Below are 13,847 nucleotides of genomic sequence, written 5' to 3'. Positions count from 1 at the left end.
CTGCTCCTCGTCCTTGTGGAGCGTGACCGCCCGGTAGGACTCGGGGAGCTTGATCGCCGCGAAGTCCGCCGACGTGGCGTCGGAGCTGAGGATCGCGTCGAGGATTTCCTGCATGGCTGCCTCCGAAGGCGTACCTGTGTGAGGGTCACAGGGCGTCTGGGGGAGCCGGGAGCGGACACCGGCTTCGCTGAGGTGGGTGGTTGGTTGTCAGTCGGTCACCCGGGGGTGGTCCGGGCGGGTCTGCACTGCTGGTCTGGCACAGCTCCCGGGGTGTGGGAACGCCGGACGACGGCGCGCCGAGGTGGGGAGCCGCGGCGCCGCGACTGGTGAGTAACAAGGTAGTGGCACCCTGTGCCACTCGTAAAGACACCGGGTGTCAGGAATTCCGGCGCTCCGGAACGGCGCGTGACGCGCGTGGAGCGGGTATGCGGAGGGCCCGCGCCGATGGTTCGACGCGGGCCCTCTCTCTGCCTCTGACCTGCGGTTATTGGCCCCTCAGTGATCCCGGGCGCTGCTCAGTGCGGCCCGGATGCTGTCCACCACGACATCCAACGGAGCGTCCGTCCGGGCGACTGTGATGAGCACCTCACCTCCAGGGCTGGCACTCAGTGCGCTCTCCGCTACCCCGTCCCCTGGCGCCCCACTGGCACCCGGTGCCACCACCGAACCCCGGCGTCTGGCACCCGGCTCGCTGGCCGCCCAGAAGGTCCGCCGGATCACCTCGAAGGAGTGGTCCAGCTGCGCCTCCACGTCACCGCGGCCACCGGCCCGCAGCCAGCGCCGCAGCACGTGGTTGTGCGCCGCGACGACCGCCGCCGCCGACACCTCGGCCAGCATCGAGTCGTCCTCACCGCCGCGCTGCCAGCCCGACGGGATGGGCTCGCCGGTGTCGAAGCGGCCCAGCAGGTAGCGGGTGAACAGCCGCTCGTACCGGGCCACCACCGCGATCTCCCGCTCGCGCAGCGCCGGGACCTGACGGATCAGCTGGTACCGCGCGACCGACACCCCCGGGGTGGAGGCGTACATCCGCAGCACCTCCTTGATGCCGCGGCACACCACGTCCAGCGGGTGCTCCTCCGGCTCGGCGCTGGCCAGCAGGTCGGCCACCCGGACCAGGGTGTCGTCGTGGTCGGGGAAGATCGCCTCCTCCTTCGACCGGAAGTACCGGAAGAAGGTGCGCCGGGCCACCCCGGCGGCCGCGGCGATCTGGTCGACCGTGGTCTCCTCGTAGCCCTGCGACGCGAACAGCTCCATCGCGGCCGTGGCCAGGTCCTGACGCATCTGCTGGCGCTGCGCCGCCGCCCGGCGGCTGCCCGGCCCGGCCTCCGGGCCGGCGCCCGCGGACGAGCCGGCCGTCCGGTCGGTGCCGCGCGGTCCGGCGGATTGCTGCGGGGTGGCTGACTGAACCCGATCCATGTCCGGAACGCTACACGGCCCGGGTGGCGCGCCCGCGGCCCTTCCCCGGTGCACCGGCGCGACCGGGCCGGTCACGGCCGGTCTGGGCCAGCGCGCGGACACCGCCCCCGGGGTCCAGCCGGTGCGGCCGACCGCACCGGCGCCGTACGGCTCCGTCCCCGCGTCGTACGGCAGCCGGCCGTCCCCGGCCCGTGAAGTGCTCACCGGCGCGCGTGGTCGCGGAAGCCGCGGCCGGTCTTGCGGCCCAGGCAGCCGGCCGCGACGAGGTGCTCCAGCAGCGGGGCCGCGGCCAGGCCCGGCTCGCGGAACTCCTGGTGCAGCACCTGCTCGATGGTCAGCGAGACGTCCAGTCCGACCACGTCCAGCAGCTCGAACGGGCCCATCGGGTAGCCGCAGCCCAGCTTCATCGCGGTGTCGATGTCGTCCACCGTCGCGTAGTGCTCCTGGAGCATCCGCACCGCGTCGTTCAGGTACGGGAACAGCAGCGCGTTGACGATGAAGCCGGCCCGGTCGCCGCATTCCACCGGGTGCTTGCGCACCTTCGCGGTCAGCTCCAGCACCGTCGCGGTGACGTCCGGGGCGGTCAGCACGGTGGAGACCACCTCGACCAGCTTCATCGCCGGGGCCGGGTTGAAGAAGTGCATGCCGATCACGTCCTGCGGCCGCGAGGTGGCGGTCGCGCAGCTGATCACCGGCAGCGAGGAGGTGGTGGTGGCGAGCACCGCGCCCGGGCGGACGATCTTGTCCAGGGTGGCGAACAGCTCCCGCTTGACCGCCAGGTCCTCGGCGACCGCCTCGACCACCAGGTCCACCTCGGCCAGCTCCGCGTACTGGCCGACCGGGGTGACCAGCGCCAGCGCGGCGTCCCGCTGCTCCGCGCTCAGCCGGCCCTTGGCCACCGAGCGCTCCAGCGACTTCGCCAGCTGCGCCTTGGCCCGCTCGGCCTTCTCCTGGCTGCGGGCGGCCAGCAGCACCGGGTGCCCGGCCTTGGCGAACACCTCGGCGATGCCGGTGGCCATCGTCCCGGAGCCGCAGACGCCGACGGTGCGCACCGTGCGCCCGGGCACCTTCGGCCGGGCCGGGCCGGTCGCCGCGTCCACGGCCCGGGAGGAGCCCGGCGCCTCGTAGGTGTAGAAGCCGCGCCCGGACTTGCGGCCCAGCAGCCCGGCCGAGACCAGCTGGCCGAGGATCGGCGCGGGCGCGTGCAGCCGGTCCCGGGACTGCTCGTACATCGCCTCCAGCACGGTGCGGGCGGTGTCGACGCCGATCAGGTCGAGCAGCGCCAGCGGGCCCATCGGCAGGCCGCAGCCGAGCCGCATCGCGGCGTCGATGTCCTCCCGGGAGGCGTACTTGGACTCGTACATCGCGGCGGCCTGGTTCAGGTAGGCGAACAGCAGGCCGTTCACCACGAAGCCGGCCCGGTCGCCGGCCGCCACCGGCTCCTTGCCCAGGTCGCGGGCGAAGGCGGCGGCGTCCTCGGCGGTCTGCGGGGAGGTCAGCACGGTGCGGACCACCTCGACCAGCTTCATGGTGTGCACCGGGTTGAAGAAGTGCAGGCCGAGCACCCGCTCCGGGCGGGCGGTCGCGGCCGCGATCCGGGTCACCGACAGGGCGGTGGTGCCGGTGGCCAGCACGGTGGTCTCCGGGCAGATCCGGTCCAGCTCGGCGAAGACCTCCCGCTTCAGCTCCAGCTGCTCGGGGACCTCCTCGATCACCAGGTCCGCCTCGGCGGCGGCCGCCAGCGCGTGTCCGACCGAGATCCGGGCCAGCAGCGCGGTGCGCTCCTCGGCGGTGAACCGCTCCCGGTCGACCGCGTGGGCGGTCGCCTCCTCGATCCGGGCCAGGGCCCGGGCGGCGGAGTCCTCGGTGGCCTCGATGCCGATCACCCGGCGGCCGCTCCTGGCGACCGCCACCGCGACGCCGGCACCCATCGTGCCGAGGCCGACGACGGCCACGGTGGGGAAGGGACGCTCCATTTGTCCTGACTCCTAGTCATGAAGGGCCCGCGCGTGCTCCGGCGGGCGGGCCGCCGCACCGGTGGGGGACGGGGGCGGCCGCCGCCGGAGGAGGGTCCACGCGCGGGGGCTCGGGGAGTGACGGGTTTCCGGCAGACCAGGGCAGCGGCCGGTCCGCTCCGGCCGAACTGCGGGTGTGCCGTGGTGCTCAGGCGCTCGACGGTGAAGGAAGCGGCTCTGACACGAGGAGAGACCCGGTCCGCCGCGGTTCGCGGCACCGACCGGTGAAGGCGCACCGCGCGGGCGCCGAAGACACGGCGACCGCGACCGCCCGCCGGTGCGGCTCCCGAAGCCCGGCAGTGGTGCGTCCGGCCACTGTAGCGAAGCTACTCACCGGTAGGAAGGGGTCGGAGGTGGAAAACCGTCCAGGCGGGGAGCGGCTGCCGCGGCGCGCGCCCGCCGCCGCCCCGAACGAGTGAACGGGTGGACGAGCGTCCGTTTGTTCCACTCGATAGGGGAGTTACCGGCACCCGGTCCGCGGGGCAGCATGGCGGCATGAGCAGCGCCACCGCCTCCCAGGCCGCCGAACCCGCCGAGCCGCTCGGCCCCGCCGCCCTCGCGGCCGCCGTCGCGCTGCCCCCGCGGGCCGAACGCGCCGAGCGGGCCGAGCGCGCCGCCGACCGGCTGCGCACCGCCGCCGTCGAGGCGGTCGCCGTCACCTGGGTGGACAACGCCGGCATCGCCCGGGTCAAGGCCGTGCCGCTGACCGGCCTGGTGCAGGCGGCCCAGTGGGGCCTCGGCACCGCGCCCTGCTTCGACGTGTTCCTCGCCGACGACGCCATCACCACCAGCCCGCTCATCGGCGGCCCCACCGGGGACCTCCGGCTCTATCCCGACCTCGACCGGATCGTCCCGCTGGCCGCCCAGCCCGGCTGGGCCTGGGCCCCGGGGGACCGCCACACCCAGGCCGGCGGCCCGCACCCCGGCTGCCAGCGGCTGTTCGCCCGCCGGATGGAGGCCGCCGCCGCAGCCCGCGGGCTGAGCCTCAAGGCTGGCATCGAGGTCGAGTGGGTGGTCGCCCTGGCCGGGTCCCCGCACGAACCGCCGCAGTACCCGACGCACGGGCCCGCGTACGGCATGCAGCGGCTCACCGACCTCTCCGACTACCTGCGGGAGGTCCTGCGCGCCCTCGGCGAGCAGGGGCTGGCCGTGCTGCAGATCCACCCCGAGTACTCCCCGGGCCAGTTCGAGGTCTCGGTGGCCGCCGAGGGCCCGGTCGCCGCCGCCGACACCTCCGTCCTGGTCCGGCACACCGTCCGGGCCGTCTCCGCCCGGCACGGCCTGCGGGCCTCCTTCGCCCCCGTGGTCGAGCCCGACGGCGTCGGCAACGGCGGGCACCTGCACCTCAGCCTCTGGCGGGACGGCCGCAACCTCGGGCACGGCGGCTCCGGCCCGCACGGACTGACGGCCGAGGCCGAGGGCTTCCTCGCCGGGGTGCTCCAGGCGCTGCCCGAGCTCCTGGTGCTGGGCTGCTCCAGCCCCACCGGGTACCTGCGGCTGGTGCCCCAGCACTGGGCCGGGGCCTACCAGTGCTGGGGCCTGGAGAACCGGGAGGCCGCGCTGCGGCTGGTCACCGGCTCCACCGGGGAGCGCGCCGCCACCGCCAACGCCGAGGTCAAGTGCTTCGACGCCAGCGCCAATCCGTACCTCGCGGTCGGCGCGGTGATCGCGGCCGGCCTCGCCGGGCTGGAGCAACGCCGCGCGCTGCCGCCGGAGTTCACCGGGGATCCGGCCGCCGCCGAGCCCGGTACGGTGCCCCGGCTGCCGCAGGGCCCGGCCGAGGCGATCGCCGCGTACGAGCGCTCGGCGGTGCTGCGCGAGGCGCTCGGCGAGCCGCTCCACCAGGCCGTGCTGGCGGTGCGCCGGGCCGAGGCCGAGCAGTTCGCGGCGCTCGGCCCCGAGGAGGCGGTCACGGCGACGCGCTGGCGGTACTGAGTGGATGCCCCGGTGCCCGCGCTGGTCGACCACCACTGCCACAGCGTGGTGGCGGCCGAGCTCGCCGACGACGCCCTCGCCGGGCTGCTCACCGAGTCCGACCGCCCGCCCGCACCCGGCTGTTCCCCCTTCGACAGCGCGATCGGCCTGGCCGTACGGCGCTGGTGCCCGCCGGCCCTCGGCCTGCCCGCGCACACCCCGGCCGCCGACTACCTGGCCCGGCGGCGCGAGGTGGGCGCCGCCGAGGCCACCCGCCGGCTGCTCGCGGCCGCCGGGCTGGACACCTGCCTGGTGGACACCGGGCTGACCGCCGCCGCGGGCCGCGACCTGCTGCCGCTCGCCGAACTCGCCGGGGCCGCCGGGGCGGTGGTGCGCGAGGTGGTCCGGCTGGAGTCGGTGGCCGAAACGGTGGCCTGCGGCGCCGAGGAGTGGCCCCGGGCCGTCGCCGAGGCGTTGGCGGCGGCCGCCGGGGGCGCCGTCGCGGTCAAGTCGGTGCTCGCCTACCGGCACGGTCTGGCCGCCCCGGCCGAACGGCCCGCGGCGGCGGCCGTGGTGGCCGCCGCCGGAGCCCGGCTGCGCGCCGGGCGCGGTCGGCTGACCGATCCGGTGCTGCTGCACCACCTGCTCTGGACGGCCGTGGACGTCTGCGCCGAGCTGGGCCTGCCGCTCCAACTCCACACCGGCTTCGGCGATCCCGACCTCACCCTGCACCGCGCCGACCCGTCCCTGCTGACGGACTTCGTCCGGGCCGCCGAGCCGAGCGGCGTCCCGCTGGTGCTGCTGCACGGCTATCCGTACCACCGGCAGGCCGCCTGGCTGGCCCAGGCCTTCCCCACCGTGTACACCGACCTCGGGCTGACGGCGTCCTACACCGGGCCGCGGGTGGCGGCGGTGCTCGGCGAGATGCTGGAACTGGCGCCGTTCGGAAAACTGCTGTTCTCCACGGACGCCTACGGACTTCCCGAACTGTTCCTGGTGGGCGCCGCACAGTTCCGGCACGGACTGGGTACGCTGCTCGCCGACTGGCAGGCGGACGGCGCCTGTTCGGGCCCGGACGCCCGGCGGCTGGCGCAGCTGGTCGCCGCCGACAACGCGCGCCGGCTGTACGGGCTGCGGTAACCGCCGGGCCGGTTTTTCGCGTACATGCCCACGATCGACGGCTCGTCGGCGAACCATCACTTTTTAACAATCTCCAGCTCTGTTGCGGCTGTTGACCAGCGGAGCATTAACCTCCGTTGTTGGTCTAGATGTGACGATTAGATGACTACCTCTTGCGCATATCAGCGAATATTCATTAACGTCCCGACCATCCCAGCGCACCTGCCCCACGCAGTTGCCGGATGACGACTCGGGAGGGCCAACCCCTATGAGAGTTCCTCGGATCAGCCGGACCCGGTACGCGGCAGTGGGCGTCGTGCTCGCCACCGCCGGAGCCCTCGCACTCCCGGCCGGCAGCGCCGTCGCGGCCCCCAGTGGTGACCCGACGACCGGTCCGCTGATGAGCTACGTCGTCAACACCAAGGCCAACCACGGCCAGGTGCAGAAGGTGGAGAAGGCCATCGCCGGCCTCGGCGGCACCGTCGTCCAGTCCTACGAGCAGGTCGGCGTCGTGGTCGCCCGCTCGAACGACACCAAGTTCGCCGACAAGCTGCGGCTGGCCAAGGGCGTCGACTCGGTCGGCGCCAGCCGCACCAAGGGCATCCTCGCCGCCGACCAGGGCACCGCGGAGGCCGCCGCCGAGCCGGCCGGCGCCGCCGCCGCCGGCCAGGAGCCGTACGAGCCCAACCAGTGGGACATGCGCCAGATCGGCGTCGACAAGGCCCACAAGCTCTCGCTCGGCAGCCGCAACGTCACGGTCGGCGTGCTGGACTCCGGCATCGACGCCACCCACGAGGACCTGGCCGCCAACGTGGACGCCTCGCAGTCGGTGTCCTGCATCGACGGCAAGACCAACACCGACTGGAAGGCCTGGCAGCCGACCAACAGCGACCACGGCACCCACGTCGCCGGCACCATCGCCGCCGCCAAGAACGGCAAGGGCATCATCGGCATCGCCCCGAACGTGAAGCTGGCCGCGGTCAAGGTCGTCGACGACGGCGGCTTCATCTACCCGGAGAACGCGGTCTGCGGCTTCGTCTGGGCCGGCGAGCACGGCTTCAAGGTGACGAACAACAGCTACTACGTCGACCCGTGGATGTTCAACTGCCCGAACGACAAGGACCAGGCCGCGGTCTCCGAGGCCATCCGCAAGGCCGTCGCCTTCTCGCAGCGCAAGGGCGTCCTCAACATCGCCGCCGCGGGCAACGAGAACATCGACCTGGCGCACAAGACCACCGACGTCTCCAGCCCGGACGACACCACCCCCGGCACCCGCCCGGTCACCAACGACTGCCTGTCGCTGCCGACCGAGCTGCCCGGCGTGGTCGCGGTCTCCGCGGTCGGCGTCAACGGCGACAAGTCGTACTACTCCAGCTACGGCAAGGGCGTCGTCACCGTCGCCGCGCCGGGCGGTGACGCCCGCTACCAGATCCCGGACACCCCGGACAAGAACGGTCGCATCCTGTCGACCATCCGCGGCGGCAAGTACGGGTACATGCAGGGCACTTCGATGGCCACCCCGCACGTCACCGGCGTGGTCGCGCTGCTCGCCGGCACCTTCCCGTGGGCCAGCCCGGACGAGCTCACCGAGCTGCTGACCAACCAGGCCGAGTCCCACGCCTGCCCGACCGGCGAGTACAACCCGGGCGGCACCGGCCAGTTCAAGGCCACCTGCGAGGGCGGCGCCGACGACAACGGCTTCTACGGCGCGGGCATCATCAACGCCGAGAAGGCGGTCCAGTGGTGGCGCTGACGCGCTGCTGACCACTGAGCGCTGAGCATCGGACGACGAGCTGGGGAGCGGGGCCACGGGCCCCGCTCCCCAGCGGCGTTCGGGCGCCCGGCACGATCCGCCGGACCGGCCCTAACTCTCGAAGTGGTGCTCCCAGACCGTCTCCACCGACGGCTTGCCGTGCAGGTCCGGCACCTCCTGCAGCCAGGCCGGCCGACCGGCCCGGGTGCGGGCCGCCCGCCGCAGCTCCGCCTCGCGCAGCTGCTCGGGGGTGGCGAAGCCCTCCGGCAGCCACTCCGCGGAGAGCACCGCCCGGGCGGCCAGGTGGGTGACGTAGGCGTGCCGGACGGCGTCCACCGAGTCGAAGCCGGGCTCGTCGGCCAGCCACTCGTCCGGGACCAGCGCCAGCACCTGCTCCAGCAGTTCGACCGTGACCAGCGGCCCGAGGTCCTCGTCGGCCAGCCGGACGTCCGGGGCGCAGCCGCCCAGCGCGTGGGCGCTGAGGTCGTACCGCTTGCCGACGGACGCCCCGGCGGTGGCCCAGCGGTGGTGGAAGATCAGCGCGGCGCCGTTGTCGATCAGCCAGAGCCGCCGGTGCCAGACCACCAGGTTGGGGTTGTGGACGGTGCGGTCGACGTTGCCGGTGAGGGCGTCCAGCCAGACCACCCGCCCGGCCTCGGCGGAGTCCACCGGGATCATCCCGGGCCGGTAGTCCGCGGCCCCGGGCAGCAGGTCCATCCCGAGGTTGAGGCCGGCGCTGGCCTTGAGCATGTCCTGGATCTCGGTGTCCGGTTCGTCCGCGGCCACCGCCGGATCGAAGTCCACCAGCCGCAGCTCCGGCACCCGCAGCCCGAGCCGCCGGGCCAGCTCGCCGACGATCACCTCGGCCACCAGCGCCTTGCGCCCCTGGGCGGCGCCGGTGAACTTCACCACGTACGTCCCCAGGTCGTCGGTCTCCACGACGCCCGGCACCGAGCCCCCGGCCCGCAGCGGGTCCACGTAGCGCAGCGCAGTCACCAGATCGAGCACAACCGTCACCCTATCCCTTGGGCCCGTCGGCGGACTCCCGCCCTCCGGGCGGACGACGGGAGCCTGCCGACGGGTCGGGCCCAGGGCGTCGCGGGCGCGGCCCTGTGATTGGCTTGCCGGTGCGAACGGTACGGCGAAGCGGTACCCACCAGACGAGGAGAGCACGGCATGGGACAGGTGCAGGCCACCACCGAGCGGGTCTACGACGCGGCCCCCGAGCGGGTGTACGAGGCGCTGGCCGACTACCAGGTGACCCGCCCGAAGCTGCTGCCCGCGCAGTACAGCGAGTACGAGGTCCGGGTCGGCGGCACCGGCGCCGGCACCCAGGTGCACTGGAAGCTGCAGGCCACCGAGAAGCGGGTGCGCGACTGCCTGTTCACCGTCTCGGCGCCCTCGCCGGACCAGCTGGTGGAGAAGGACGCCAACTCCAGCATGGTGATCACCTGGACCGTCGCGGCCGCCGGCGAGGGCCGCGCCAGGGTCACCGTCACCGCCACCTGGCAGGGCGCGACCGGCATCGGCGGCTTCTTCGAGCGCACCTTCGCCCCCAAGGGCCTGAACCGGATCCACGACCAGGTGCTGGCCAACCTGGCCGACGAGGTCCGCTGACCCGGATCCCGTCCCGGATCCCGGTCCCGATCCGCTGATCCGGATCGGTCGACCGAATCGTCCGGACTTTCGAGCGGCTCGTCCGCCCGTACGAGCCGAAAGCCGTACGGGTGGACGGCCCGCCACCTGCGGGTGACGAGGGCCGCCCGGCGCGGGGGAGCCATCCTAGGCTCGCCGCCGTGCATATGACGATCCTTCACATTTCGCAGCCGGTGGACGGCGGAGTCGCCCGCGTCGTCGTCGATCTGGTCCGGGGGCAGCGCGAGGCCGGGCACCGGGTGCTGGTCGCCTGCCCGCGCGGCGGCCGGCTGGCCGAGGAGGCCGCCGCGGTGGGCGCGCTGGTCCAGGACTGGCCCGCCGACCGCTCGCCCGGCCCGGCCACCGCCGCCGAGGCCTGGCGGCTGCGCCGGATCGTCCGGGCGGCCGGACCGGACGTGGTCCACCTGCACAGCGCCAAGGCCGGGCTGGCCGGCCGGCTGGCCGTGCGCGGCGCGGTGCCGACCGTCTTCCAGCCGCACGCCTGGTCCTTCGCCGCCGTGGACGGTGCGATGGCCGCCGCCACCCTGCGCTGGGAGCGCTTCGCGAGCCGCTGGGCGCACCGGCTGCTGTGCGTCAGCGTCCAGGAGCGGGCGGACGGCGTGGCCGCCGGGGTGCACGCGGACTGGGCGGTGGTGCCCAACGGCGTGGACGTGCGCCACTACGCGCCCGCCGACCGCCGGGCCGCCCGGATCGCCCTGGGGCTGGACCTGGACGCCCCGCTCGCGGTCTGCGTCGGGCGGCTGTGCCGGCAGAAGGGCCAGGACGTGCTGCTGGCCGCCTGGCCGGAGGTGCTGCGCCGGGTGCCGCGGGCCCGGCTGGCGCTGGTCGGCGGCGGGTCGGAGGAGCAGCGGCTGGCGGAGGCCGTCCGGGAGTCGGCCGAGCCCTGCCGGATCCGGCTGGTCGGGGACGTGCCGGATCCGCGCCCGTGGCTGGCGGCGGCCGACCTGGTGGTGCTGCCCTCGCGCTGGGAGGGCATGGCGCTGGCCCCGCTGGAGGCGATGGCGGCGGCCCGTCCGGTGCTGCTGACCGACGTGCCGGGGGCCCGGGAGTGCCTGCCGCAGTCGGAGCGCGCGCGGTCGGTGGTGCCGCCCGAGGACGCGGAGGCGCTCGCCACCCGGATGGCGGAAGGGTTGTCCGATCCGATCGAGTGCGAGCGGCGCGGTGCCCGGCTGCGTGACCACGTGGTCGCCCGGCATGACGTTCGCACCGTGGTCGAACAGGTGGACGCCCTGTACCGCCATCTGCTGGGGGCCGGACCGGCGGCCGGGCGGCGCCGGGCCCGTGTCCCAGAGCGGATCTGATCGTTTCACATGCCGTGAATCCCCGCCGTTCCGGCGCTGGCGCATTCGCACCCTCAACCGGATAAGGACGAGGCGTCAAATCCGAAATACCTATTAATGGGCGGCTGGAATGAAACGGCAAGTCAACTTCCAGCCCACATGGTCAGGTTCGGTATTGTCGGATTTTGCCTGCTTCGCTTCGATTTCATCCCGGAAATTCGCGTCCGGGCTCTTCGCGGCCGCTTCCACGGTGACCAGCGGTACCGCGATCAGCCCCCTCGCAGGAGAACCGAAAGCCGCCAGCGATAGCAGGTGCTGTCAGGACCGCGCCCAACGGGCCGGGACGGCCGCCCCCTGCCTATCGGTGCCGGGGCACGCCACCCCGGGCACACAGCAGGGGAGTTCGTGCGCTGATGACCATTGACCACGACAGTGTGCCGCGATCCGGCGGGCCCCTGTCCGGACCGCGTCTGCCCGGCGCCGGGGTGCTCGACCGGCCGACCGGGGCGACGTACAGCCGGGCGGTGCCGTCGTCCCGGCGGCACCGCCGGGCTCCCCGGTCCCGGCTCGCCCTGCCGCTCGCGCTGGTCCAGGTCGACGCGATCGCGCTCTGCACCGCCGCCGGCGTCGCCAACCGGGCGATCGACCCCAGCGTGCCGCTCGCCCCACTGCTCGGCGTCGCCGCCGTCCTGCCCCTGCTCCTGCTGCTCTACCTGGCCGGCGGGCTCTACCGCACCAGGCTCACCCTGTCCGTCCTGGACGAACTGCCCGCCCTGGCCGTCCGGGCCGTGGTCGCCACCGCCTTCGCCGTCACCCTGGCCGGCTGCCTGGACGGCCGCTGGCCCGACTGCGGCCCGGCCACCCCGGCCCGGCTCACCGTCCTGCTCGGCGCCCAACTGCTGATCGCCACCGTCGGCCGGGCCGTCCTCTACCACCTGGTCCGGCGGATCCGCCGGGGCCGCCCCAGCCCCGTCCTGGTGCTCGGCGCCGGCCGGCTCGGCCGCAAGGTCGCCGCCGCGCTCAGCGAGCACGGCGAGTACGGGATGCGCCCGGTGGGCTTCCTGGACGCCGACCCGCCGCTGCTCGCCGAGGACACCGATCTGCCCGTCCTGGGCGGCCGCGAGGTCCTGGAGCGCGAGGTCCGCCGACTCCGGATCCACCACGTGATCGCCACCGCCGGCGCGGCCGACGAGGCCGAGACCGCCGCCGCCCTGCGGGACGCCGTCCGGCTCGGCTGCCAGGTCTGGCTGGTGCCCGCCCTGCGCGAGTACGGCTCGCTGCCCACCGCGCCGATCGCCGGTGGGGACCACCTGTGGGGCTTCCCCTGCCTGCGGCTCGGCAGCCCGGCCATGCGCCGCCCCGGCTGGGCCGCCAAGCGCGCGCTGGACGTCACCGCCGCCGCCCTCGGGCTGCTGCTGCTCGCCCCCGTCCTGGTGCTGTGCGCCCTGGCCGTCCGCTTCGACACCGGCCCCGGCGTGCTCTTCCGCCAGCAGCGCACCGGCCTGGACGGACGGGTCTTCACCGTGCTGAAGTTCCGCACCCTGCGCCCCAGCAACGAGCACGAGTCGGCGACCCGCTGGAACATCTCCCAGGACCACCGGATGGGCGCCGTCGGCCGCCTGCTGCGCAAGAGTTCGCTGGACGAGCTGCCGCAGCTGTGGAACGTCCTGCGCGGCGACATGAGCCTGGTCGGCCCGCGCCCCGAACGCCCGTACTTCGTCATGCGGTTCAGCCAGGCCTACCCCGAGTACGCCGACCGCCACCGGGTCCCGGTCGGCCTCACCGGCCTCGCCCAGGTCAACGGCCTGCGCGGGGACACCTCGATCGAGGAGCGGGCCCGCTTCGACAACCGCTACATCGAGAGCTGGAGCCTCTGGCAGGACGTCAAGATCCTGTGCCGCACCGCGGCCCTGATGCTCCACCCGGACGGGAGCTGACCCGGCGTGGCACTGACCCTCACGGCCCTTCCGCGGCCGGTATTACGGCGGGCCCTGCCCGCCCTCGCGGACCGGCCCAGCGTGCTGGCCGCGGCCACCGTGCTGCTGGTCTGCGTGCCCACGGGGGAGAAGGACGTCACTGCGGCCGTCCACGTCACCGCCGCCGACGTCGCCTCGCTCGCGCTGGTCGCCCTCACCGCGCTCAACCTGCTGCGCGGACGGCTGCCCGCGATCACCCGCACCACCTGCGCGCTGTTCGGCGGCATCGTGGTCGCCGCCGCCGTCGCGACGGCCGGCTCCATCGACCCGGCCACCAGCATCACCGGCTTCGTCCGGCTCACCCAGGTGTTCGTCCTGGTCCCGGCCGCCGTGCTCTGCTCGCTGCGCGACCGCACCGACCAGCGGCTCGTCCTCGGCTCCTTCGTGCTCGCCGCGCTGATCCAGGGCGTGGTCGGCGCGAACCAGTACCTCACCCGCACCGGCGCCTCGTACACCGGCCAGCCGATCCGGGCCGTCGGCACCTTCGGCGCGCTGGACATCATGGCGATGTCCACCGTGGTCAGCTACGGGCTGCTCGCCGCCCTAGCCCTGGCCCTCGGCGAACGCGGTCCCGGGGGCTGGGGGGGGGGGGGGGGGGGGGGGGGGGGGGGGGGGGGGTAGGGGGGGAGGGGGGGGGGGGGGGGGAGGTGGGGCCGGTGGCACAGCTAAGAGCAGGAACTGCGGGTAGGCTGGAGCCGGAACTGGCGGCGGGAGCACA

General features: G+C 74.2%; 9 protein-coding genes and 1 pseudogene. 7 read left to right on the top strand and 3 right to left on the bottom strand.

Annotation, left to right across the window (positions count from 1 at the left end):
- Nucleotides 1-495 precede the first annotated feature (495 nt).
- Together ACZ47G_RS38190 and ACZ47G_RS38185 are read right to left on the bottom strand one after the other, a co-directional pair.
- The gene (locus tag ACZ47G_RS38190; RefSeq protein WP_465750876.1) at nucleotides 496-1,416 is read right to left on the bottom strand and encodes a TetR family transcriptional regulator; all 921 of its coding nucleotides are present in this window, start codon (nucleotides 1,414-1,416) and stop codon (nucleotides 496-498) included.
- Nucleotides 1,417-1,616: 200 nt separating this feature from the next.
- Nucleotides 1,617-3,392: a 3-hydroxyacyl-CoA dehydrogenase family protein gene (locus ACZ47G_RS38185; RefSeq protein WP_465750874.1), complete on the bottom strand. Its 1,776-nt coding sequence runs from the start codon at nucleotides 3,390-3,392 to the stop codon at nucleotides 1,617-1,619.
- A 534-nt stretch (nucleotides 3,393-3,926) separates the two neighbouring features.
- Between ACZ47G_RS38185 and ACZ47G_RS38180 the strand changes: the two genes are divergently transcribed.
- From ACZ47G_RS38180 to ACZ47G_RS38170, 3 genes are all read left to right on the top strand, one after another.
- Nucleotides 3,927-5,366, top strand: coding sequence for a type I glutamate--ammonia ligase (locus tag ACZ47G_RS38180; protein WP_465750872.1), 1,440 nt, complete (start codon nucleotides 3,927-3,929; stop codon nucleotides 5,364-5,366).
- 12 nt (nucleotides 5,367-5,378) lie between these two features.
- Nucleotides 5,379-6,485: an amidohydrolase family protein gene (locus ACZ47G_RS38175; protein WP_465750870.1), complete on the top strand. Its 1,107-nt coding sequence runs from the start codon at nucleotides 5,379-5,381 to the stop codon at nucleotides 6,483-6,485.
- A 247-nt stretch (nucleotides 6,486-6,732) separates the two neighbouring features.
- A complete protein-coding gene (locus ACZ47G_RS38170; RefSeq protein ID WP_465750868.1) occupies nucleotides 6,733-8,217 on the top strand; it encodes a S8 family peptidase in 1,485 nt (494 codons plus the stop codon).
- A gap of 111 nt (nucleotides 8,218-8,328) precedes the next feature.
- Here ACZ47G_RS38170 and ACZ47G_RS38165 read toward each other — a convergent pair whose 3' ends face one another.
- Nucleotides 8,329-9,225 (bottom strand): HipA family kinase, encoded by an 897-nt coding sequence (locus ACZ47G_RS38165; RefSeq protein ID WP_465750866.1) that lies wholly within the window; start codon nucleotides 9,223-9,225, stop codon nucleotides 8,329-8,331.
- A 168-nt stretch (nucleotides 9,226-9,393) separates the two neighbouring features.
- Here ACZ47G_RS38165 and ACZ47G_RS38160 point away from each other — a divergent pair, with 168 nt between their 5' ends.
- From ACZ47G_RS38160 to ACZ47G_RS38145, 4 genes and pseudogenes are all read left to right on the top strand, one after another.
- A complete protein-coding gene (locus ACZ47G_RS38160) occupies nucleotides 9,394-9,834 on the top strand; it encodes an SRPBCC family protein (protein WP_465750864.1) in 441 nt (146 codons plus the stop codon).
- 185 nt (nucleotides 9,835-10,019) lie between these two features.
- The gene (locus ACZ47G_RS38155) at nucleotides 10,020-11,174 is read left to right on the top strand and encodes a glycosyltransferase (protein ID WP_465750862.1); all 1,155 of its coding nucleotides are present in this window, start codon (nucleotides 10,020-10,022) and stop codon (nucleotides 11,172-11,174) included.
- 392 nt (nucleotides 11,175-11,566) lie between these two features.
- The gene (locus ACZ47G_RS38150; protein WP_380457633.1) at nucleotides 11,567-13,090 is read left to right on the top strand and encodes a sugar transferase; all 1,524 of its coding nucleotides are present in this window, start codon (nucleotides 11,567-11,569) and stop codon (nucleotides 13,088-13,090) included.
- Nucleotides 13,091-13,522: 432 nt separating this feature from the next.
- A pseudogene (locus ACZ47G_RS38145) lies at nucleotides 13,523-13,692 on the top strand (O-antigen ligase family protein); the annotation flags it as partial.
- Nucleotides 13,693-13,847 lie beyond the last annotated feature (155 nt).

The organism is Kitasatospora sp. NPDC030952 (assembly GCF_055571335.1).
This window is presented reverse-complemented; position numbering and strand designations above follow the sequence as displayed.